Genomic DNA, 24,348 nt, shown 5'->3' on the forward strand with positions numbered 1-24,348 from the left:
GCGAGAGAGGTGGTGACGGACCGGGTCTCCCAGGTTCAGCCCCCTGCCTGTCCACGGTTCCGGCGACGCCGTCCGATGACCAGCAGCGGCAGGCCGGCGAGCAGCAGCAGCAGACCGACCCACAGCAGTTCCTGACCGGGCAGGCCGGTGTAGGACAGCGGCGGCTGCGGACCGACCGGCGGGTTCGGCGCCGGCGGCGTCGGTCCCGGCGGGGCCGGCGGTGCGGTCAGGTCGACCACGGCGGTGACCGTGGGCGAGACCACGTCACCGGACGGGCCGGTGCCGGAGGCCAGGGCGGTGTTGCCCACCTCGCCCGCCGCCACGTCGACGGCGGTGACCACGTGGTCGGCCACGGTGCAGGTCATCTGCTCGCCGGCGGCCAGTTCGGTCGCCGGGCAGCTGACGGTGCCGGCCGTCGGGTCGTCCACATCGATGTCGGAGATGGTGGTGTCACCGGCGTTGGTCACCACGATGCTCCAGGAGACCAGGTCCCCGGGGCTCGCGCCGCCGTCGCCGTCGACATCCGTCCAGCCACCGGACTTGGCGATCGACAGCCGGTCCTGGGTGTTGACCGGCGTGATGATCGTGACCGTCCCGGACTGCACACCGGTGCAGTCCTGCGCGCCCGGCGGGCAGACCGGCTGCGCCTGCACCAGAGCGGAGTTCGTGACCCCACCGGCCTCGGCGTCGGCCGCGGTGATGACGTGGCCGTTGTCGGCGGTGCACTCCATCGTCGCGCCGGCGGCGAGCGCACCGGACGGGCAGCTGACCGTGCCGATCATCTCGTCCACCACGGTCACGCCGGTCACCCCCACCTGGCCGGTGTTGGTGACGGCGAAGGTGTAGTCGATGGTGTCGCCCACCGACACCACCCCGTCAGCGTTGGTGTCGCTCACCGAGGCGGTCTTCACCAGGGACAGCATGGACTCGGCCACCGTGACGGTCACCGTGGTCTCGTCGCAGACCGGGGTCGGCGTCGAGGTGTCGCAGACCTCGTAGGTGAAGGTGTCCTCACCGGTGAAGCCGGCATCCGGGGTGTAGGTGATGGCACCGGTGTCCGGGTCGACCGTCACCGTGCCGTGCTCCGGGTCACCGGTGACGGTCACCGATGCCGGGTCCAGCGGCAGACCCGTGGTGGTGGTGTCGTTGCCGAGCACCGGGATCACCACGGCGGTGCCGGGCAGGGTGGTCGCGGCGTCGGGCGAGGCCGCCACTACGTCCGGTCCGACGGTGATCGAGACCACCGCGGTGTCGCAGACCGGGGTCGGGGTGGAGGTGTCGCAGACCCGGTAGGTGTAGCTGTCGGGGCCGGTGTACCCCCGGGTCGGGGTGTAGGTGACCACCCCGGTCGTCGGGTTCACCGCGACGGTGCCGTGGGCCGGGCGCACGGTGATGGTCACCGAGCCCGGGTCCAGCGGCGCGCCGCCGGTCGAGACCGTGTCGTTGACCAGGACGTTCGTCCGGATCGCCGTGTTCTGCGGGGTGGCGATCGTGTCGTCGATGGCCCGCAGGGTGTTCGGCACGGTGATCGTCACGACCGCAGTGGCGCAGATCGGCGTCGGCGTCGTGGTGTCGCACACCTGGTAGGTGTACGTGTCCACACCCGAGAAGCCGCTCTCCGGCGTGTACGTGATCGCCCCGGTCGCCGGGTCCACCGACGTGGTGCCGTGCTGCGGCGCCACCACCACGGTCACCGACGCCGGGTTCAGCGGGGTGCCGACGATGGTCACGGTGTCGTTGGCCAGCACGTCGGTGACGATCGGCGTCACCGGTGGGGTGGTGCCGGAGTCGTCGTTCGCGGTCACCGTGTTCGGTCCGACGGTGATGTTCACCGTCGCGGTCGAGCACACCGGGGTCGGCTCCGAGGTGTCGCACACCTCGTAGTCGAACGAGTCCGGGCCGGAGTAGCCGGCGGTCGGGGTGTAGGTGATCCGGCCGGTGGCCGCCTCCACCTCGATGGAGCCGTGCGCGGGCGCCCGGGTGACCCGGACCGAGGACGGATCCAGCGGTGCGCCACCGGTCATGTGGGTGTCGTCGGCGAGCACATCGATGACCACGGCGTCGTTCTCGCCGGTGGCGACGGTGTCGTCGTTCGCCACCACCTGGTTCGGCACGGTCACCGTGACCACGGCGGTGTCGCAGACCGGGGTCGGGGTCGAGCTGTCGCAGACCCGGTAGGTGAAGGTGTCGGTGCCGGAGAAGTTCGCCTCCGGCGTGTAGGTGATCACACCGGTGGTGGTGTTCACCGAGGTGCTGCCGTGGCCCGGCGGCACCGTGACGGTCACCGAACCCGGGTTCAGCGGCACGCTGCCCGAGACCGTGTCGTTCGCCAGCACGTCGATCGCCACCGCGGTCATCGGCATGGTGGTCGAGGCGTCGTCCTGGGCCACGATCCCGTTGCCGGACACCGTCACCGAGACGGTCGCGGTGGAGCAGACCGGGGTCGGCGTGGAGGTGTCGCAGACCCGGTAGGTGAAGCTGTCCGGACCGCTGTAGTTCGACGCCGGCGTGTAGGTGATCGCGCCGGTGGTCGGGTTCACCGACACGGTGCCGTGCGCCGGGGCCACCGTGACGGTGACCGAGGCCGGGTTCAGCGGCGCGCCGCTCGGCGAGACGGTGTCGTTGGCCAGCACGTCCACGGTGACCGGTGCGTTCTGCAGGGTGGTCGCCGAGTCACCGCCCGCCGCAACGACGTTCGGCACGGACACGGTGACCGTGCCGGTGTCGCAGACCGGGGTCGGGGTGCTGGTGTCGCAGACCTGGTAGGTGAAGGTGTCCGTCCCGGAGAACCCGGCCGCCGGGGTGTAGGTGACCACACCGGTGGTGGGATCGACCGTGGCGGTGCCGTGGGCCGGCGCCACCGTGACGGTCGGGACCTGCAGCGGCTGCCCGGTCGAGGTGGAGTCGTTCGCCCGGACGTCGATGGTCACCGGGTTGCCCGGGGTGACCGTGGCCGTGTCCGGGTTGGCGACGACCACGTCGGTGCCCACCTGGATCGTCACCGTGGCGGTGTCGCACACCGGGGTCGGGTCGGAGGTGTCGCAGACCCGGTAGGTGTAGCTGTCCGCGCCGGTGTAGCCGGCGGTCGGGGTGTAGGTCACGGCACCCGTGGTCGGGTTGACCGTGGCGGTGCCGTGGGTCGGCGGCACGGTGATCGTCACCGAGGTCGGGTCCAGCGGCGCGCCGCCGGCGGACACCCGGTCGTTGCCGAGCACCGGGCTGGTGACCGTGCCGTTCTGGGCCACCGCCACCTCGTCGGCCACGGCGTCGACCGTGTTGACCACCGTGACGGTGACCACCGCGGTGTCGCAGACCGGCGTCGGGTTGCTGGTGTCGCAGACCCGGTAGGTGAAGGTGTCGCTGCCCGAGAAGCCGTTCGCCGGCGTGTACGTCACCGCACCGGTGGTGGTGTTCACCGCCACGGTGCCGTGGGTCGGCGTCGAGGTGATGGTGACCGAGGACGGATCCAGCGGCGCACCGTTCGGGGTGATCGTGTCGTTGGTGAGCACCTGCACCGTGACCGGGGTGACCGGCGTGGTGGTCGCCGAGTCGTCGGTCGCCGTCACCGTGTTCGCGCCGACGGTGATCGTCACCGCGGCGGTCGAGCAGACCGGGGTCGGGGTGGTGGTGTCGCAGACCCGGTAGGTGAAGGTGTCCGTGCCGCTGTAACCGGCGGCCGGGGTGTAGGTGATCGCCCCGGTGGTCGGGTCGACCGTGACGGTGCCGTGGGCCGGCGGGGTCGGCACGGTGACGCTCGCCGGGTTCAGCGGCGCGCCGCCGGGCGCGACGGTGTCGTTGGCCAGCACGTCGATGGTCTTCGGCGTGTTCTGCGGCGTGCTGCCGCCGTTGTCGGGCGCGGCGGTGACCGTGTTGGTGACGGTGATCGTCACGATCGCGGTGTCGCAGACGGGGGTCGGGTTGCTGGTGTCGCAGACCCGGTAGGTGTAGCTGTCGGTACCGGAGAACCCGGTCGCCGGCGTGTACGTCACCGCGCCGGTCGTGGTGTTGACCGTGGTGGTGCCGTGCGCCGGGGCCGAGGTGACGGTGACCGACGCCGGGTCGAGCGGGGCGCCACCCGGCGGGGTGGTGTCGTTGGCCAGCACCGGGGTGGTGACGGGGGTCGTCGGGGTGGTGGACGCGGTGTCGGACACCGCGTTCACCGTGTTGGTGCCGACGCTCACCGTCACCGCCGCGGACCCGCAGACCGGGGTCGGGGTGGAGGTGTCGCAGACCCGGTAGGTGTAGGTGTCCGTGCCCGAGAACCCGGCCGCCGGGGTGTAGGTGATGGTGCCGGTCGGGTTGACCGTGGTGGTGCCGTGCAGCGGTGCGGTGGTGACCGTCACCGAGGCCGGGTCCAGCGGCTGCCCGCCGGCCGAGACGGTGTCGTTGGACAGCACGGTCGTGGTCACCGGGGTGTTCTGCGCGGTGCTCGCGGTGTCCGGCCGCGCGGTCACCGCGTTGCCGATCACCAGGACGGAGATCGTGGCGGTACCGCACACCGGGGTCGGGGTGGAGGTGTCGCACACGGTGTAGGTGAACGAGTCCGGACCGGTGTACCCGGTGGCCGGGGTGTAGGTGATGATCCCGGTGGTCGGGTCGACCGTGGCCGCACCGTGCGACGGCGGCGTGAAGGTGACCGACGCCGGGTTCAGCGGGGCACCGTTCGGCGACACCGAGTCGTTGCCCAGCACGAAGATCTGCACCGGGGTGTTCTGCCGCGGCGAGGCGTTGTCGTTCTCGATGTCGAGGACGTTCGGCACCTGGACGGTGACGGTCGCCGTGGCGCAGGCCGGGGTCGGGGTGGAGGTGTCGCAGACCCGGTAGGTGTAGCTGTCCGTGCCGGAGAAGCCGGCCGCCGGTGTGTAGGTGATCGCGCCGGTGGTGGTGTTCACCGAGGTGGTGCCGTGGCCCGGGGCCGCGGTCACGGTGACGCTCGCCGGGTTCAGCGGCTGCCCACCGGTGGCCGCCGAGTCGTTGGCCAGCACCGGGGTGGTGACGGCCTCACCCGGCGGGGTGTTGGCGTTGTCCGGGTTGGCGGTCACCGTGTTGCCGCTGATGGTGATCACCACGCCGGCGGTGTCGCACACCGGGGTCGGCGTGGACAGGTCGCAGACCCGGTAGATGTAGTTGTCCGTGCCCGAGTAGCCGCGGTCCGGGGTGTAGGTGATGGTGCCGTTGGTGTTGACCACCAGCGTGCCGTGCTCGGCCTGCCGGGTGATCACCACCGAGGCGGGATCCAGTGCGGCGCCACCGGTCTGGTGTTCGTCGTTGGACAGCACGGTCAGCGTGATCGGGGTGTTCTGCGCGGTCGTGCCGGCGTCGTTGATCGCCGTGACCGTGGTGGGCACGGAGATGGTGACCACCGCGGTGTCGCAGACCGGCGTCGGTTCCGAGGTGTCGCAGACCTGGTAGGTGTAGCTGTCCGTCCCGGAGAAGCCGTTCGCCGGGGTGTACACGATGTTGCCCGCGGCATTCAACGCGGCGGTGCCGTGGCCCGGCTGCACCGTCACCGTCGGGTTGGCGAGTGGCTGCCCGGTGGAGGAGGTGTCGTTGAGCCGGACGTTGGTGGTGACCGACGTGATCGGCTGGGTGATCTCGGTGTCGTCGGTGGCGGTCACCACGTTGCCGCCGACGGTGATGCTCACCGTCGTGGTGTCGCAGACCGGGGTCGGGATGGACCGGTCGCACACCCGGTAGCCGTAGCTGTCCGGACCGGAGTAGCCGGCCTCCGGGGTGTAGGTGATCGCGCCGGTGGTGGTGTTCACCGACGTGGTGCCGTGGGCGGCCGGGACCGTCACGGTGACGCTGGCCGGGTTCACCGGCGAGGCGCCGGTCGACACGGTGTCGTTGCCGATGACCGGGGTGGTCACCGCGGTGTTCTGCGGGGTGGACACGACATCCGGGTTGGCGGTGACGACGTCGACCACGGTGATGGTCACCGTCGAGGTGTCGCAGTAGGGCACCGGGGTCGAGGTGTCGCAGACCTGGTAGCCGAAGGTGTCGACGCCGGAGAAGCCGTTCTCCGGGACGTAGACCAGCACGCCGGTCGCCGCACCGATGGAGGCCGTGCCGTGCGCCGGCTGGTAGGTGATCGTCGGGAAGGCGAAAGGCTGTCCGGTGGAGGAGGTGTCGTTCGCCCGGCCCTCCGTGCTGATCGAGGTGATCGGCGCGGTCGTGTTGGTGTCCGGGTTGGCCACGACCACGTTGCCGCCGACCTGCACGGTGACCACGGCGGTGTCGCAGACCGGGGTCGGGGTGGAGGTGTCGCAGACCCGGTAGGTGAACGTGTCGGTGCCGGAGAAGCCGGTCGCCGGCACGTACCGCACGTTGCCCGTGGAGGTGTCGACCGTGGTGGTGCCGTTCGCCGGGGCCACGGTGACCGTCACCGAGGCCGGGTTCAGCGGGGCGCCGTTGGCCGCGATCGTGTCGTTGCCCAGCACCGGCGTGATGACGGCGACGTTCTGCGGCGTCGCCACCTCGTCGTCGACGGCGGTGACGGTGTTCGGCACCTGCACGGTGACGGTCGCGGTGGCGCAGACCGGGGTCGGCCGGGAGGTGTCGCAGACCCGGTAGGTGTAGGTGTCGGTGCCGGAGAACCCGGAGTTCGGCGTGTAGGTGATGCTGCCGGTGGTCGGGTCGACCGAGGTGGTGCCGTGCCCGGGCGCGACGGAGACCGTCGGGTTGGCCAGCGGCTGCCCGGTGGAGCTGGAGTCGTTCGCCCGGACGTTGGTGGTCACCGGGTTGCCCGGGGTGGTGGCGGCGTTGTCCGGGGTGGCGGTGACGGTGTTGCTGCCGACTGTCACGGTGACCACGGCGGTGTCGCAGACGGGGGTCGGGGTGGAGGTGTCGCAGACCCGGTAGGTGTAGCTGTCGGTGCCGGAGAACCCGGTCGTTGGGGTGTAGGTGATCGCCCCGGTGGTGGTGTTCACCGCGGTGGTGCCGTTGGCCGGCGGGTTGGTGACGGTCACCGAGGCCGGGGCCAGCGGCGCCGCACCGGTGGTGACGGTGTCGTTGCCCAGCACCGGGGTGCTGACCGCGGTGTTCTGCGCGGTGGTCGCGCTGTCGTCGACGGCGTTCACCGTGGTCGGCACCGTGACCGTGACGGTCGCGGTGTCGCAGATCGGCGTCGTCGAGGTGTCACACACCTGGTAGACGAACGTGTCCACGCCGGAGAAGCCGCTCGCCGGGGTGTAGGTGATCGCCCCGTTGGTCAGGTTGACCGTGGTGGTGCCGTGGCCGGCGGCGGTGGTGACCGTGACGCTCGCCGGGTTCAGCGGGGCGCCGTCGGTGGAGACGGTGTCGTTGCCCAGCACCGGCACCACGACCGCCGTGATAGGGGAGGCGTCAGCAGTGTCATCAGTGGCCGTCACCACGTTGTCCGCCACCGTCGCGGTGACGATCGCCGCGGTGGAGCAGGTCGGCGTCGGGGTGGAGCTGTCACACACGGTGTAGGAGAACGAGTCCGGGCCGGAGTAGCCGGGATCCGGGGTGTAGGTGATGACGCCGGTGGTGGTGTTGGCCGAGACCGTGCCGTGGGCCGGCGGGGTCGGGATGCTGATCGACGCCGGGTTCAGCGGGGCGCCGCCCGGGGTCACCGAGTCGTTGTCCAGCACCGGGATCGGCGTGGGCGTGTTCTGCCGGATGGTGGCGGTGTCCGCCCGCGCGGTCACGGTGTTGGGCACGGTGATCGTGACGGTGGCGGTGGCGCACAGCGGGGTCGGGGTGGTCCGGTCGCAGACCCGGTAGTCGAAGGTGTCGACCCCGGAGAAGTTGTTGGCCGGGGTGTAGGTGATGTCGCCGTTGGTGGCGTTCACCGTGGTGGTGCCGTGGCCCGCGGCGCGGGTGACCGCGACGGAGCCCGGGTTCAGCGAGGCGCCGCCGCCGGCCACCGTGTCGTTGGTCAGCACGTCGACGGTCACCGGTGTGACCGGCTGCGTGGTCCGTGCGTCGTTCACCGCGGTCACCGTGTTGGCGCCGATGGTGATGGTGACGGTGGTGCTCGGGTCGCAGTTCGGGGTCGGGGTGGAGCCGTCGCAGACCCGGTAGACGTAGGTGTCCGTGCCGGAGTAGTTCGCATCAGGGGTGTAGGTGATGCTGCCGTTCGGGTTCACCGCCGTGGTGCCGTGGGCCGGCGCGGTGACCACGGTGACCGAGCCCGGGTCGAGCGGGGCGCCGCCGGTGGTGACGGTGTCGTTGTCCAGGACCGGCGTGGTGACATCCGTGTTCTGCGGGGTGGTGTCGGTGTCGTCGACGCCGGTCACCGTGCTCGGGACGGTGATCGTGACCAGCGCGATGTCGCAGACCGGCGTCGCCGAGCTGTCACAGACCTGGTACTGGAAGGTGTCGACGCCGGAGAAGTTCGCCGCCGGCGTGTAGGTGATCGCGCCGTTCGCCGGGTTGACCGAGGTGGTGCCGTGCCCGGGCGCGGTGGTGACGGTGACGCTCGCCGGGTTCAGGGCGGAGCCGCCGGCCGAGATCGTGTCGTTGGCGAGCACGTTCGTGGTGATGGCGGTGATCGGTGCGGTGGTGTTGGTGTCGTCGACCGCGACCACCGAGTTGGTGCCGACCGACACCGAGACCGGTGCCGTGGAGCAGACCGGGGTCGGGGTCGAGGAGTCACACACGGTGTAGGAGAACGAGTCCGGGCCGGAGTACCCGGTGGTCGGGGAGTAGGTGATCGCCCCGGTGGTCGGGTTGACCGTGACCGTGCCGTGCAGCGGGGTGGTCGCGGTGACCGAGCCCGGGTTCAGCGGGGAGCCGTTCGGCGAGACGGTGTCGTTGGCCAGCACCGGGATCACCACGGAGGTGTTCTGGGCGGTGGTCGCGGCATCGTTCGCCGCCTCCACGTCGTTCGGCACCTGGACGGTGACGGTCGCCGTGGCACAGACCGGGGTCGGCGTCGAGGAGTCGCAGACCCGGTAGGTGTAGGTGTCGGTGCCGGAGAACTGGTTCGCCGGCGTGTAGGTGATGGCGCCCGTCGTCGTGTTGACCGACGTGGTGCCGTGCGCCGGCGCAGCGGTCACGGTGACGCTCGCCGGGTTCAGCGGAGAACCGTTGGCGGACCGGGTGTCGTTGGCGAGGACGTTCGTGGTGACCGCGACACCCGGCTCGGTGGTGGAGTTGTCGGGGTTGGCGACGACGGTGTTGCTGCCGACGGTGACGGTCACCGTCGCGGTGGCGCAGACCGGTGTCGGGTCCGAGGTGTCGCAGACCCGGTAGGTGTAGTTCACCGTGCCGGAGAACCCGGTCGCCGGGGTGAAGGTGATGGCGCCCGTCGTGGTGTTGACGCTGGTGGTGCCGGAGGCCGGCGGCACGGTGACGGTCACCGACGCCGGGTTCAGCGGGGCGCCGCCGGCGGTGATGGTGTCGTTGCCGAGCACGTTGGTGCTCACCGCGGAGTTCTGCGGTGTCGTCGAGGTGTCGTTCACCGCGGTGACGGTGTTGGGCACGGTGACGGTGACGGTGGTCGAGGCGCAGACCGGGGTCGGGTTCGAGGTGTCACAGACCTGGTAGTTGAAGACGTCGGTGCCGGAGAACCCGGAGGCCGGGGTGTAGGTGATCGTGCCGGTGCCGGCGTTGACCGTCGCGGTGCCGTGCGCCGGCGGCGTGGTGACCGTCGGGTTGGCGAGAGGCTGTCCGGTGGACGTGGTGTCGTTCGCCCGGACGTTCACCGTGATCGGGGTGGCCGGCTGCGTGGTGCCGGTGTCCGGGGTCGCGGTGACGGTGTTCGCGCCGACGGTGATGTTCACCGTGGCGGTGCCGCAGACCGGGGTCGGGGTCGACCGGTCGCAGACCGTGTAGGTGTAGCTGTCCGGACCGGTGTAGCCGGCGGCCGGCGTGTAGGTGATCGCACCGGTGGTGGTGTTCACCGACGTGGTGCCGTGGGCCGCGGCGGTCGCCACGACCACCGAGGCCGGGTTGAGCGGGGCGCCGCCGGTGGTGATGGTGTCGTTGGCCAGCACGTTGGTGGTGGTGGCGACGTTCTGTGCGGTGGCGACGATGTCGTCGTTGACCGTCACCACGTTCGGCACGGTCACCGTGACGGTGGTGCTCGAGCAGACCGGGGTCGGGTTCGAGGTGTCGCAGATGGTGTAGCCGAAGGTGTCGACCCCGGAGAAGCCCGAGTTCGGGGTGTAGGTGATCGCGCCGGTGGTGCCGTTGACGGAGGTGCTGCCGTTGGGCGCGGTGGTGGTCACCGTCGGGTTGCCCAGCGGCTGGCCGGTGGACGTGGTGTCGTTGGCCTTCACCGTGATCGAGACCGGGGTGATCGGCTGGGTGGTCGAGCTGTCCGGGTTGGCGACGACGGTGTTCGCGCCGACGGTGATCCGGACGGTGGCGTTGGCACAGGTCGGCGTCGGGGTCGAGGTGTCACACACCCGGTACCGGAACGAATCCGCTCCGGTGTAGCCGCCGGCCGGGGTGTAGGTGGTCACCCCGGTGGTGGTGTTCACCGAGAGCCCGCCGTGCAGGGCGGCGGTCAGGATCGTGACGGTGCCCGGGTTCAGCGGCGCGCCGCCGGCGGACACGGTGTCGTTGGCCAGGATGTTCACCGGCACCGCGGTGTTCTGCGCGGTGGTGGCGGCGTCGTCGTTGGCCCGCACCGTGTTCGGCACGGTGACCGTCACGGTGGCGGTGGCACAGACCGGGGTCGGCGCGGAGGTGTCGCACACGGTGTAGCCGTAGGTGTCGACGCCGGAGAAGCCGGAGGCCGGCGTGTAGGTGATGTTGCCGGTGGCGCCGTCCACCGAGGTGGTGCCGTGGCCCGGGGCGGTGGTCACCGTCGGGTTGGCGAGAGGCTGTCCGGTGGAGGAGGAGTCGTTCGCCCGGACGTCGGTGGTGACCGGGGTGATCGGCAGGGTGGTGGCGGTGTCGTTCGCCGCGGTCACCGTGTTCGCGCCGACGGAGACGTTCACGGTGGCGGTGGCGCAGACCGGGGTCGGCGTCGAGCCGTCGCAGACCCGGTAGGTGAACGAGTCGTTGCCGGAGAAGCCGGCGTTCGGCGTGTAGGTGATGGCGCCGGTCGTGGTGTTGACCGCGGTGGTGCCGTTGGCCGGCGCCGCGGTGACCGTGACGCTCGCCGGGTTCAGCGGGGCGCCGCCGTTGGTGATGGTGTCGTTGCCCAGCACCGGGACGGAGACCGGCGTGTTCTGTGCAGTGGTCGAGGTGTCGTTCACCGCGGTGACGGTGTTCGGCACGGTGATGGTGACGGTGGCGGTGGCGCACTGCGGGGTCGGCGAGGAGGTGTCACAGACCCGGTAGACGTAGGTGTCGACGCCCGAGAAGCCGTTCGCCGGCGTGTACGTCACCGATCCGGTGGTGGTGTTGACCGAGGTGGTGCCGTGGCCGGGAGCGGTGATCACGGTGACGCTGGCCGGGTTCAGCGGGGCGCCGCCGGCGGCCACCGTGTCGTTGGACAGCACGTTGGTGGTGGTCGCGGTGATCGGCTGCGTGGTGCGGGCGTCCGGGTTGGCGGTCACGGTGTTGTTCCCGATGGTGACCGTGACCGTGGCGGTGGCGCAGACCGGGGTCGGGCTGGAGCTGTCGCACACCCGGTAGGTGAAGGTGTCGGTGCCGGAGTAGCCGGTGGTCGGGGTGAAGGTGATGGCACCGGTGGTGGTGTTGACCGCGGTGGTGCCGTGCGCCGGAGCGGCGGTGACGGTCACGGAGGCCGGGTTCAGCGGGGAGCCGCCGGTGGTGATGGTGTCGTTGGTCAGCACCGGGATCGACACCGGCGAGTTCTGTGCGGTGGTCGAGGTGTCGTTCACCGCGGTGACCGTGTTGGGCACCGTGATGGTGACCAGCGCCGAGGCACAGAGCGGCGTCGGGGTGGAGGTGTCACAGACCTGGTAGCGGTAGGTGTCCACGCCCGAGAACCCGTTCGCCGGCGTGTAGGTGATGGCGCCGGTCGTGGTGTTGACCGCGGTGGTGCCGCGGCCGGGGGCGGTGGTCACCGCGACACTGGCCGGGTTGAGTGCGGCACCGGAGACGGTGTCGTTGGCGAGCACGTTCGTGGTGATCGGGGTGACCGGCGGCGTGGTCCCGGAGTCCGGGTTGGCGGTGATGGTGTTGGCCGGGACGGTGATCGTGACCAGGGCGGTGGCACACCGCGGGGTCGGCGTCGAGGTGTCGCAGACCTGGTACCGGAAGGTGTCGGTGCCGGAGAAGTTGGTGTTCGGCGTGTAGGTGATCGCGCCGGTGGTGGTGTTGACGGTGGTGGTGCCGTTGGTCGCGGCGGTGGTGACCGCCACGGAGGCCGGGTTCAGCGGGGCGCCGCCGGTGGTGATGGTGTCGTTGCCCAGCACCGGGACGGAGATCGCGGTGTTCTGCGGGGTGGTGCGGACGTCGTCGTTCGCGGTGACGGTGTTCGGCACGGTGATGGTGACGGTCGCGTTCGCGCAGACCGGGGTCGCCGAGGTGTCGCAGACCCGGTACTGGTAGGTGTCCACGCCGGAGAAGCCGGACGCCGGGGTGTAGGTGATGACGCCGGTGCCGGCGTTGACCGAGGTGCTGCCGTGGCCCGGTGCGGTGATCACCGTCGGGTTGGCCAGCGGCTGCCCGGTGGCGCTGGAGTCGTTGGCGCGCACGTCGTTCGCGACGGCGGTGACCGGCGGGGTGGTGTACGAGTCGTTGACCGCGGTGACCACGTTGGCCGGGATGGTGATGGTGTCGACGGCGGTGGCGCAGACCGGGGTCGGCGTCGAGGTGTCACAGATCCGGTAGGTGTAGGTGTCCGTGCCCGCGTAGCCGTTGGCCGGGGTGTAGGTGATCGCACCGGTGGTCGCGTTGACGGCCGTGGTGCCGTGCAGGGCCGGGACGGTGACGGTGACCGACGCCAGGTTCAGCGGCGCGCCGTTGGTCGAGACGGTGTCGTTGGCCGGGGCGTTCAGCGTCACCGGGGTGTTCTGCGTGGTGGTCGCGGAGTCGGCGACCGCGGTCACCGTGTTCGGCACCTGGACGGTGACGGTGGCCGAGGCACAGACCGGGGTCGGCGTCGAGGAGTCGCAGACCCGGTAGACGAAGGTGTCCGTGCCGGAGAAGCCGTTCGCCGGCGTGTAGGTGATCGCACCCGTCGTGGTGTTGACGGTGGTGGTGCCGTGGCCGGCCGCGGTGGTCACGGTGATGCTCGCCGGGTTCAGCGGCGCGCCGTTGGCCGACCGGGTGTCGTTCGCCAGCACGTTCACGGTGGTCGCGACACCCGGTGCGGTACTGGCATTGTCGGGGTTCGCCACGACCGTGTTGCCGCCGACGGTGACGGTCACGGTGGCGGTGGCGCAGACCGGGGTCGGGTCCGAGGTGTCGCAGACCCGGTAGTTGTAGGTGACCGTGCCGGTGAAACCGGCGGCGGGGGTGTAGGTGATGGCGCCGGTGGTGGTGTTGACGCTCGTCGTGCCGGAGGCCGGCGCGCTGGTGACGGTCACGGACGCCGGGTTCAGCGGGGCGCCACCGGTGGTGATGGTGTCGTTGGCCAGCACGTTGGTGCTGACCGCGGTGTTCTGCGGGGTGGTGGAGCTGTCGTTCACCGCGGTGACGGTGTTCGGCACGGTGATGGTGACCGTGGTGCTCGCGCAGACCGGGGTCGGGTTCGAGGTGTCGCAGACCTGGTAGGTGTACACGTCGGTGCCGGAGAAGCCGGCGGCCGGTGTGTAGGTGATGGTGCCGGTGCCGGCGTTGACCGAGGCGGTCCCGTGCGCCGGCTGCGCGGTGACCGTCGGGTTGGCGAGAGGCTGCCCGGTGGAGGAGGTGTCGTTCGCCCGGACGTTGGTGGTGATCGGGGTGACCGGCGGCGTGGTGCCGGTGTCCGGGGTGGCGGTGACGACGTTGCCGCCCACGGTGATGTTGACGGTCGCCGTGCCGCAGACCGGGGTCGGGGTGGAGCGGTCGCAGACCGTGTAGGTGTAGCTGTCCGGCCCGGTGTAGCCGTTCGCCGGGGTGTACGTGATCGCACCGGTGGTGGCGTTGACGGTGGTGGTGCCGTGCGCGGCCGCCGTCGCGACGACCACCGAGCCCGGGTTCAGCGACGCGCCGCCGGTGGTCACCGTGTCGTTGGCCAGCACGTTGGTGGTGGTGGCGGTGTTCTGCGGGGTGGCGACGATGTCGTCGTTGACCGTCACCGTGTTCCGGACGGTGATCGTCACCGTGGTGCTCGAGCAGACCGGGGTCGGGTTCGAGGTGTCACACACGGTGTAGCCGTAGGTGTCGACCCCGGAGAAGCCGGAGTTGGGCGTGTAGGTGATGGCGCCCGTCGTGCCGTTGACGGCGGTGGTGCCGTTACCGGCGCTCGTGGTCACCGTGGGGAGGCCGAGAGGCTGTCCGGTGGAGGTGGTGTCGTTGGCCCGGACGTTGGTGGTGATCGCGGTGACCGGGGTGGTGGTGCCGCTGTCCGGGTTGGCCACCACGGTGTTCGCGCCGACGGTCACGGTGACCGTCGCGTTGGCGCAGAGCGGGGTCGGGGTGGAGGTGTCGCAGGCCCGGTAGGTGTAGACGTCGGTGCCGGTGAAGCCGTTGTTCGGCGTGTAGGTGATGGCGCCCGTCGAAGTGTTGACAGCGGTGTTTCCACGTGTCGGGGCGGCGGTGACGGTCACGCTCGACGGGTTCAGCGGGGCGGCGCCGGCGGTGATGGTGTCGTTGGCGAGCACCGGCGTGGTGACCGCGGTGTTCTGCGGGGTAGTCGATGTGTCGTTCACCGCGGTGACGGTGTTCGGCACGGTGATGGTGACGGTGGCGGTGGCGCAGACCGGGGTCGGGTTCGAGGTGTCGCAGACCCGGTAGGTGTAGACGTCGGTGCCGGAGAAGCCGGAGGCCGGGGTGTAGGTGATGTTGCCGGTGGTGGCGTTGACCGAGGTGGAACCGCGGGCCGGGGCGACGGTCACCGTCGGGTTGGCCAGCGGCTGGCCGGTCGAGCTGGAGTCGTTGGCCCGGACGTTGGTGGTGACCGGGGTGACCGGGGCCGTGGTGTCGGTGTCGTTCGACGCGGTGACGGTGTTGGCGCCGACGGTGATGTTCACCGTCGCGGTGGAGCAGACCGGGGTCGGGCTGGAGCTGTCGCAGACCCGGTAGGTGTAGGTGTCGGTCCCCGTGTAGCCGTTGTTGGGCGTGTAGGTGATGGCGCCGGTGGTGGTGTTGACGCTCGTCGTGCCGCGGCTCGGGCCGGTCTGCACGGTGACGCTGGCCGGGTTCAGCGCGGCGCCGTTGGGCGAGACCGTGTCGTTGGCAAGGACGTTCGTGACGGCGGCGGTGTTCTGCGGGGTGGTCACCGTGTCGTTGACCGCGGTCACCGTGTTCGGCACCGAGACCGTGACCAGCGCGGTCGAGCAGACCGGGGTCGGGTTCGAGGTGTCGCAGACCTGGTAGCGGAAGGTGTCGGTGCCCGAGAACCCGTTGTTGGGCGTGTATGTCACCGCGCCGGTACCGGCGTTGACCACCGCGGTGCCGTTGGTCGGGGCGACGGTGATGGTCGGGTTGGCCAGCGGCTGGCCGGTCGAGGTCGAGTCGTTGGCCCGGACGTTGATGGAGACGGCGGTGCCCGGCGCGGTCGTGGCCGAGTCGTTGACGGCGGTCACGGTGTTCGCGCCGACGGTGACGGTGACGGTGGCGGTGGCGCAGACCGGGGTGGGGGAGGAGCTGTCGCAGACCCGGTAGGTGTAGGTGTTCGTGCCGGTGAAGCCGTTGTTGGGCGTGTAGGTGATGGCGCCGGTGCCGGTGTTGACGCTGGTCGTGCCGTTGGCCGGCGCGCTGGTGACGGTGACGCTCGCCGGGTTCAGCGGGGCGCCGTTGGCCGTGCGGGTGTCGTTGGCCAGCACCGCGGTGGTGACGGCGGTGTTCTGCGGGGTGGTCGCGGTGTCGTTCACCGCGGTGACCGTGCTGGGCACGTTCACGGTGACGGTCGCGGTGGCGCAGACGGCGGTCGGCGTCGAGTTGTCGCAGACCCGGTAGACGAAGGTGTCGACGCCGGAGAAGTTCGTGTTCGGGGTGTAGGTGATCGCACCGGTGGTGGCGTTCACCGAGGTGGTGCCGTTGCCCGGGGCGGTGGTGACGGTGACCGTGGACGGCACGAGGGCGTAGCCGCTGCTGGTGGTGTCGTTCGACAGCACGGCGATCACCACGGCGGTGGCCGGGGCGGTGATCGCGGTGTCGTTGGTGGCGGTGATCAGGTCGATGGTCTGCGCGGCGGCGACGGCGCACCCGGCCGGGGTGCCGGTGGCGGTGCAGGTGCCAGGCGCAACCGGCGAGGTGCCGCCGGTCGGGTCGACGGCGGCGCGGTTCTGCAGCGTGGTGCCGGCGGCGGCGGCCTGCGGGGTGACGTTGATGGTGAACGTCGAGGTCGCGGTGGAGGCGATGCTGCCGGTGAAGTTGCAGGTGACGGTCTGGCCGGCGGCGACGGTGCCGGCGGCGGAACAGGTCCAGCCGGTGCCGGCCACCGAGTTGTACTGCAGGCCGGCCGGCAGTACGTCGACGACGCGCGCGGTGGTGGCGGTGGTGCCGCCGTTGTTGGTGACGGCCAGGGTGTAGTTCGCCGCGGTGCCGACCACCAGCTGCGTCGGGTTGGTCTTGGCGAGCGAGAGGTTCACCGCGGTACCGGTGTTCGTCAAGGTGCAGCTCAGCGCGGCGCCCGCGACCGGGGTGACCGCGATGCCGGTGCCCAGGGCCGCGGCAGTCGGCAGGCCGGAGGTCTGCACCCCGTTGGTGTCGGTACAGGTGACCAGCGAGTTGTAGTTCGCCGGCGAGGTCTCCGTCAGGTAGTACGTGGTGCCCGCCGTGGCGGTGTAGGTGCCGGTGGTGCCGGTGCCGGCGGTGACCGTGGAGCCGGTGCCGGTGGTGGTCGAGTTCGCGGTGCTGTTGACCACGGTGCCGGTGACCGAGCCGGTGCGGATGGCGACGGTGAACTGGTCACCGGCGACCGCGCGGGGGCCGCCCAGCACCTTGGAGAGCACGATGGTCGGGCTGATCGGGGTGTTGGTGATGACACACGAGATCGCCGCGCCGGCCACCGGTGTGATGTTCAGTCCGTTCGCCGCGGAGTACGCCTGGTTGGTCGGCAGCCCGGTCTGGAACCCGTTGGCGTCGACACAGGTGATCAGCCGGGTGTACTGGGCGAAGTTCGTTCCGCCGGAAGCACCCTCGGTGATGGTGTAGGTGGTGCCGACGGCTGCGGTGTACTCACCGGTGGTGCCGGTGCCGGCGGTGATGGTGCTGCCGGTGCCCGTCGAGGTGGAGTTGGTGGTCGTGTTGACCACGGTGCCGGACACGCCGCCGGTGCGGATCGCGGTGGTGAACTGGTCGCCGGTGTTGGCCCGGGTGCCGCCGAGGGCGGCGGTGACCGTGATGGTCGGTCTCGGGGTGTTGGTGAACGTACAGGTGACGAACGGACCGGTGGCGTTGGTGGCCGGGGTCGGGAAGTTCAGGGTGAACGACGACCCGGTCCCGGAGGCCACCACGCGGTTGGACGCGGCGGCGTCGGTACAGCTGTAGGTGGTGATGTAGTCGGCGAGATTCCCTCCGCCGGAGGCGGTCTGGGCGACGGTGTAGGAGGTGCCGCTGTAACCGATGACCGGGCCGGCGATCTCGTTCTGCAGGCCGGTGGCGGTGCCGGTGGTGGTCGCCGTGTTGTTGGCGGTGATGCTGCCGCCGGTGATCGAGGTGGAGAACTGGTCCCCGGTGTTGGCGCGGGCGACGACGTTCTCCGCCACGCTCAGCGTCGGGTTCAGCGAACAGGCCGCGATGTCGGTCCCCAGTGTGCCGGTGATGCTCTCCAGCTTCGGGCCGCCGGTGATCGCGCCGGTGTTCGGATTGAGGGAGACCAGCGAGGTGGTGATGGCGGTGGTGTCCGCGTACTGCGCGTACAGGTTGCCGACGTTGTCGAAGGCGATGCCGTTGTAGTTGACACCGGTGGCGACCGTGTAGGTCTGCAGCGTGGTGGAGGTGAGCGCGGTGCCGGTGCTGGACCCGGTGGACGGCAGCGGGCCCTTGACCACCGCGACGGCGGCGGACGGGGCGATCGACTCGACCAGGTAGAGGTTGCCCGCCTGGTCGAACGCCATGTCGCCGTTGCCGGTGCCGGCGATCGGCAGCGTGATGGTGGCGATGATGCCGGGGATCGCGGTGTTGGTGTTGGTGTTGAAGCCGTAGACGGTGGCGACGCCGTTGAGGTACTGGGCGTAGTAGTAGATCCCGCTGAACGGGTCGACGGCGCCGGCGACGAAGCTCTGCGCCGCGGTACCGGCGGTGGCGGTACCGGTGTAGACGCTCCAGCTCTGGCTGGTGGTGTCGTAGCGGTGCACCGTGGTGGTGGCCGACCCGACTGCGGTCACCTGGTCGATCACGTAGCCGTAGGAGCCGCCGCGGGTGATGCCGAAGGAGTTGGTCCGGCCGCCCTGCGGGATGGTGGTGACCGCCGTCGTCGTCACCGTGACCGGGGTGGCACCGGTCAGCGTGCTGGTGGTGATCGCGTTGATCGTCCCGGTGGTGGTGTTGTTCGCCGGGTTGCCCTGCTGGGTGTTGTAGATGATGCCGCCGTAGCAGTCGAACGGCGTGCCCTGACCGGGGATCGCGGCGTTCGCGGGTGTCGGCGCGACCACCGCGGTGGCCGTCATGAAGGTGAGCGTGGCGGCGACCAGCACCAGCACCGAGAACAGTGATGTCCCCGCCCTGCCGGCCTGCCCGGTGGAACGCCTGGGCGCCGTCCCGGAGGTACGAGTACCGAAGAAGAAACCGGCCGCTTTTTGTCCGATTCTCACCAGATGCTCCTGCAGGTCCGCCGCCCATGAATGGTGCTCACGCAGAGTGCATCCGTGAACACAGCACGGAGTCTTACACAGAGTTCATTCCGGTTGCCTATCGCGAATGGCGGTATTCCCCGTCGTTCCCGCCATTGTTCGGCTACGCACCGTCACAGCGTCACGGTTCGTCGTTGTTGCCTGTGAACTGCGGCAACAGGAGAGAACTACACATATGGCCCACGCGGTCCGGCTGATGCGTACCACTTCGGTGGTTCGCCGATCCACCTCTTTTAGATGACGAGCACAAGCGAAAAGAGTGGTTTCTACAGGTGCGGAGACCATTCGGGCTGTGCCATTTCTTTGCAATGCGCTCAACGGGGTGGTCCGGTGGTGTGCCGATCTCAGGCGGCAGGGTTTTTGTTGCTCTGGCGAAGGGGTGACGGCCGATCCGGTTGCCGGTGGCCGGACGGGGGTCGACCGGGGGAGGGGTGAGAGCTAGGATCGAACGCGTGTTCGACATGCTGGCCACGCCCGAGGGCGCCGATGGTGCTGTGCGTACCCGCGCGCAGGTGCTGGACGAGCTGCGCCGCCGGATGACGGCGGTCGGGCCGGGGCGGGAGAAGGTGGGCCCGGCGCTGCGGGCCGAGCCGGATCTCCAGCCGGATCCGCGGTCGGGGTCGGGGCAGGTGCCGGAACCGCCCGCGCTCGCTGCCGTTCCGGACAGGGATCGCGGGATCCTTGCTGTCGCAGAGGTTCCCGCGGTCGGTGCTGGTGTGGATCAGGGTGCCGGCAAGGTGTTCGCGGTACCCGGGGCGCTGGCCGGTGTGCTGCCGCGGGGTGGTCTGCCGCGGGGCGGTGTGGTCAGCCTCTCCGGTGGCCGGGGCACCACCAGCCTGCTGCTGTCCCTGTTGGCCGCCCCGCCGGGCGCCTGGTCGGCGCTGGTCGGGATGCCGGGGATCGGCCTGCAGGCGGCGGCGGAGTTCGGTGTCGACCTGGACCGGATCGCCCTGGTGCCGGATCCGGGACCGGATGTGCTGCAGGTGCTCTCGGTGCTGGCGGACGGCGTCGACCTGTTGGCGGTGGCGCCGCCGGAGCGCGGTTTCGGTGGCGCCGCCCGGCTCCGGGTGCTGACCGGCCGGTTGCGTCAGCGCGGCGCCGTACTCCTGGTGGCCGGACCGTGGCCCGGTGCGGACCTGGTGCTGCGCACCGGGATCGGGCGGTGGGAGGGTGTCGGTACCGGTCACGGCCGGCTGCGCGGGCGGACGATGCGGGTCGAGGTCGGCGGTCGTGGTGCCGCCGGTCCGGGCAGGTCGGTCGAGGTGCTGCTGACCGGGGACCGGCGGGGGGTCCGGATGCTGCCGTCGTCGGGTGCCCCGCTGGTGTCCGAGGTGCCGGTCGAGGACCTCGCCGTCGGTGCGCTATCGTGAGTCGGTAACGAGAACAGTTATCAACTTGATCGCGGCGGCGCCTGCTACCGCACCGAAGGGAACCCCGCACGTGCACGCACCATCCCGACGCTCCGCGCTGACCGCGCTGACGGCTGCCACCCTCCTCGCCCTGACCGCCTGTGGTTCGTCGGACTCCGGTGGCACGACCTCCGCCGCAGGCAGCGGGACCGGCGGCGCCACCGGCACGACGATCGCCGTGGTGGCCTCCACCAATGTCTGGGGCGACATCGCGGCGCAGATCGGCGGGGACCACGTCGAGGTCAGCTCGGTGATCAGCGACCCGTCCGCGGACCCGCACTCCTACGAGGCCAGCGCGCAGACCCAGCTGCAGGTCTCCAAGGCCGCCATCGTCATCGAGAACGGCGGTGGCTACGATGATTTCATGACCAACCTGCTGGCCGCCGCGGGCAGTGACGCCGAGGTGATCAACGCGGTCGAGGTGTCCGGGAGGACCGCCCCGGCCGGCGGCGAGCTCAACGAGCACGTCTGGTACGACGTGCCCAGCGTGCAGAAGGTGTCCGCCGCGCTGGTCACCGCACTGTCCGCCGCCGACCCGTCGGCCGCCGCGGACTTCGCGGCCAACGCGAAGACCCTCGACGAAGGGCTGACCGGGCTCCTCGCGCAGGAGGCATCCATCAAGGCCGAGCACGAGGGCGTCGGCGCGGCCGTCACCGAACCGGTGCCGGTCTACCTGCTGGAGGCCTCCGGACTGGTCAACCGCACGCCGGAGGAGTTCAGCGAGGCGGTGGAGGAGGGGACGGACGCCCCCGCCCGGGTGCTGCAGGAGACGTTGGCGCTGTTCACCGACAAGACCGTCGCGGTGCTGGCCAACAACTCGCAGACCAGTGACAGCCAGACCGAGGAGGTCGCCGCGGCGGCGCAGGCCGCCGGCATCCCGGTCGTGCCGTTCACCGAGACCCTGCCCGAGGGCCAGACCTACGTCAGCTGGATGACCGCCAACCTGGATGCGCTGTCCACCGCGCTGGAGGGCTCGTCCTGATCTGCTGCTCCTGATCTGTTGATGTAGAGGCCCCGCGACTCCACCGATGAGTCGCGGGGCCTCGGCACGTCCACCCTTCATGCTCATCATCGCCGGACACCTCACCGTCGACCCGAACGACCGGGATTCGTACGCCCGGGACAACGTGAAGGTCGTCGAGCTGGCCCGGGTCGCCCCCGGCTGCCTCGACTTCTGCATCACCGCGGACCCTCTCGACCGCGGCCGCATCAACGTCTACGAGCGCTGGGTGGGGGACGCGGAGCTGATGGCCTTCCGCGGTTCCGGGCCGGACGAGGGCACGGCCGCGCGGATCCTGTCCGCCGACGTCCGGAAGTACCGGATCAGCGCGGTCGAGGAGCCCTGAGCCGCTGACCGCATCGTGATGTCCTGCCGCCGGGCGAGGAGCACCACCGCGGCGATCGTCACCGCACCCGGCAGCACCGCCCCGGCCGCCAGCCCGGTGCGCGGCCCGAGGTGCTCGTTGATCGCGCCGACCAGCGGGCCGCCGAGGCAGGCGGCACCCATCACGCCGAGCAGGTAGATGCCCATCACCCGGCCGCGCATCGCGTCGCCGGCGGCCAGCTGCACCGCCGAGTTCGCGGACACCCCGAACGACACCGAGGACAGCCCGAGGGCGAGCAGCAGCACGGTGAAGGCGATCTCGCCGGGGGCGAAGGAGGCGGCGAGCTGGCTGACGGCGAGCAGGCCGGCCATGGTGGCGATCGTCCGCAGCCGGATGACCTTGCGCCGGGCGGCCAGCAGCGAACCGATCACCGATCCCGCGGCCAGCACCCCGGTGAAGACGGCGAAACCGGTCGGCCCGGTGTGGAAGACCTCCGCGGAGAACGCCGCCAGGGTCACCGGGAAATTGGCGGTGAACACCGAGAAGACCGTGGCCAGCACGAACGGCAGGCACATCTCCGGCCGGTGCAACACCTCCCGGGCCGCGGCGGACACCCGCCGCCCGGCGCGGCCGGCGCCGGCGGCCGGGTACAGGTCGGAGCTGCGGATCCGGAGCAGGGCGAGCACGGTCACCGCGAACGAGACGGCGTTGACGGCGAACGACCAGCCGATGCCGACCAGCCCGATCAGCACGCCGGACACCGCCGGGCCGATCAGTGCCCCGAGCTGGAACGCGGTGGAGTTGAGGCTGATCGCATTGCGCAGCAGCGACGGCCCGACCAGTTCGCCGGCGAAGGACTGGCGGGTGGGGTTGTCCACCGCGGTGGCGATACCGAGAACGGCGGCCAGCACGAAGATGTGGCCGACCCGGATGTCGCCGGTGAGGGCCAGCACGGCGACCGCCGCGGCGGACAGTCCCATCACGCTCTGGGTGACCAGCAGGATGCGCTGCTTGGGCAGCCGGTCGGCGAGCAGCCCACCCCACGGACCGAGCAGCAGGGTCGGCAGGAACTGCAGGGCGGTGGTCAGGCCGACCGCCGTGGCGCTGCCGGTGAGGGTGAGCACCAGCCAGTCCTGGGCGACACGCTGGGTCCAGCCGCCGATGTTCGCGACGAGATGGCCGGTGACGAAGATCCGGTAGTTGCGGACCTGCAGCGAGGCGAAGGTGCCGGTCGGTGTCGGTGTCGGTGTCGGTGTCGGTGTCGGTGTCGGTGTCGGTGTCGGTGTTGGTGTCGGTATCGGTGCGGGTGTCGGGAGGGGCGATGCGCTGGGTGTGGGTGCGGGTGACTGGGTGCTGTGCGCGGGGGACCGGCCGGGGGACAAGCTCTTTCCTGACTGTTCTGGCACGACGCTCGTCGGCGTGACCGTTCGATCCTGACCCACCGCCGGTGGTCGATCCATCATTCCGTGGGAGAATCGGTTCAATATCTGCCATTGCGGAACGCAATGGGTGAGGTGCTGTGCATCGGGAAGGGATGGTCGGCGTGTACGACCCGGAACAGCTGCGGACGTTCGTCGCGGTGGCCGGCTCGCTCAGCTTCACCCGGGCGGCCGCGCAGCTCGGGCTGCGGCAGCCGACCGTCAGTCAGCACATCCGCAAGCTCGAGACAGCCGTCGGGCGACCACTTCTCGTGCGGGACACGCGCAGCGTCACGCTGACCGCCGACGGCGACGCGCTGCTCGGGTACGCCCGTACCATCCTGGCCGCCCACCAGGAGGCGGTGGGCTACTTCTCCGGGTCGGGGCTGCGCGGCCGGTTGCGGTTCGGCGTGTCCGACGACCTGGCGCTCACCGCGCTGCCGCGGATCCTGCGCGAGTTCCGGCGGATCTACCCGCGCATCGACCTCGAGCTCACCGTCGGCCAGAGCTCCGGGATCCACCGCCGGCTCGAGTCCGGGCACCTGGACGTGGCGTTCGTGAAGCACCAGCCGGGCGACCCGCGGGCGTCCGTGGTGCGGCGGGACCACCTGGTCTGGGCGGCGGCCGAGGGCACCCGGATCGATCCGGACCTGCCGGTCCCGCTGGTCGTCTACCAGGCGCCGAGCCTCAGCCGGTCGCTCACCGTGCAGGCGCTGGAGCAGCAGGGTCGCAGCTACCGGCTGACCTGTGTGGTGCGCGGGGTCAACGGCGTGCTGGCGGCGGTGCGGGCCGGGCTCGGGCTCGGCGTGTTCGCCCGCAGCCTCGCCCCCGGCGACCTGGTGGTGCTGCCGGCCAGCGCCGGGCTGCCGGACCTGGGGGAGATCGACTTCGCCCTGCTCACCGGTCCGCGCGCACCGTCGGAGGCGGCCGAGGCGCTGACCACCGCGATCCTCGGCAGCACCCGGGCGATCAGCTGACCGCAGGGTCGGGGTCGACGATCTCGACCTCGTAACCGTCGGGGTCGGCGAGGAAGGCGGCGTAGTGGTCCGGCCCGCCGGCGTGCGGGTGCCGGTCGGCGAAGAGCAGTGTCCAGCCGTGTGCCGGTCCGGTCGCGGCGATTCGGTCGACCTGCTCCCGGCTGCCGTCCAGGGCGAGATGGTTCATCCCGGGCGCCGTCCGCTCGTGCCGGGTCCCGGACAGGTCGACGGACTGTTCGACGACCAGGTAGCCGCCGGCCGGTGCGCGCCACGAGTGGCCGCCGGTGCCACCCGGCCCGGACCAGTCCTGGAAGTCGGTCCAGCCGAGCGTCGTCAGCAGCCAGTCCCAGCGCGGGCGGGCGGATGCCAGGTCGGGCACCCAGAGCTCGACGTGGTGGAAGCCGTTCACCCGGCCAGCGTGGCAGACGGATCCACCGTCTGTGGAT

6 protein-coding genes and 1 pseudogene are annotated in these 24,348 nt (G+C 70.8%); 4 read left to right on the forward strand and 3 right to left on the reverse strand.

The annotated features are described in order from the left end of the window. Positions 1 to 35 precede the first annotated feature (35 nt). Positions 36 to 18,734: an Ig-like domain-containing protein gene (locus tag GIS00_RS22195; protein WP_154770666.1), complete on the reverse strand. Its 18,699-nt coding sequence runs from the start codon at positions 18,732 to 18,734 to the stop codon at positions 36 to 38. A gap of 491 nt (positions 18,735 to 19,225) precedes the next feature. Between GIS00_RS22195 and GIS00_RS22200 the strand changes: the two genes are divergently transcribed. From GIS00_RS22200 to GIS00_RS22210, 3 genes are all read left to right on the forward strand, one after another. Beyond that, complete coding sequence (locus GIS00_RS22200; protein ID WP_154770667.1) at positions 19,226 to 20,143, forward strand: hypothetical protein; 918 nt, start codon at positions 19,226 to 19,228, stop codon at positions 20,141 to 20,143. 70 nt (positions 20,144 to 20,213) lie between these two features. Continuing rightward, positions 20,214 to 21,164 (forward strand): metal ABC transporter solute-binding protein, Zn/Mn family, encoded by a 951-nt coding sequence (locus GIS00_RS22205; protein ID WP_322098298.1) that lies wholly within the window; start codon positions 20,214 to 20,216, stop codon positions 21,162 to 21,164. 46 nt (positions 21,165 to 21,210) lie between these two features. After that, the gene (locus GIS00_RS22210; RefSeq protein ID WP_230313999.1) at positions 21,211 to 21,528 is read left to right on the forward strand and encodes a putative quinol monooxygenase; all 318 of its coding nucleotides are present in this window, start codon (positions 21,211 to 21,213) and stop codon (positions 21,526 to 21,528) included. Positions 21,529 to 21,581: 53 nt separating this feature from the next. Here GIS00_RS22210 and GIS00_RS28010 read toward each other — a convergent pair. Further along, positions 21,582 to 22,970 (reverse strand): annotated as a pseudogene (locus tag GIS00_RS28010) (MFS transporter); the annotation flags it as partial. 80 nt (positions 22,971 to 23,050) lie between these two features. Here GIS00_RS28010 and GIS00_RS22220 point away from each other — a divergent pair. Continuing rightward, entirely contained in the window at positions 23,051 to 23,902 is an 852-nt protein-coding gene (locus tag GIS00_RS22220) for a LysR substrate-binding domain-containing protein (RefSeq protein ID WP_322098299.1), read from the forward strand. Here GIS00_RS22220 and GIS00_RS22225 read toward each other — a convergent pair. Continuing rightward, positions 23,895 to 24,311: a VOC family protein gene (locus GIS00_RS22225; protein WP_230314000.1), complete on the reverse strand. Its 417-nt coding sequence runs from the start codon at positions 24,309 to 24,311 to the stop codon at positions 23,895 to 23,897. The two genes, GIS00_RS22220 and GIS00_RS22225, sit on opposite strands and share 8 nt — an antisense overlap. Between the last annotated feature and the right edge of the window lie 37 nt (positions 24,312 to 24,348).

The sequence above is a fragment of the Nakamurella alba genome, assembly GCF_009707545.1.
GTDB classification, from domain to species: domain Bacteria; phylum Actinomycetota; class Actinomycetes; order Mycobacteriales; family Nakamurellaceae; genus Nakamurella; species Nakamurella alba.

Coding starts and splice junctions, on each gene's coding strand:
- GIS00_RS22210 (WP_230313999.1), top strand. CDS start 21,211: ATGAGTCGCGGGGCCTCGGCACGTCCACCCTTCATGCTCATCATCGCC.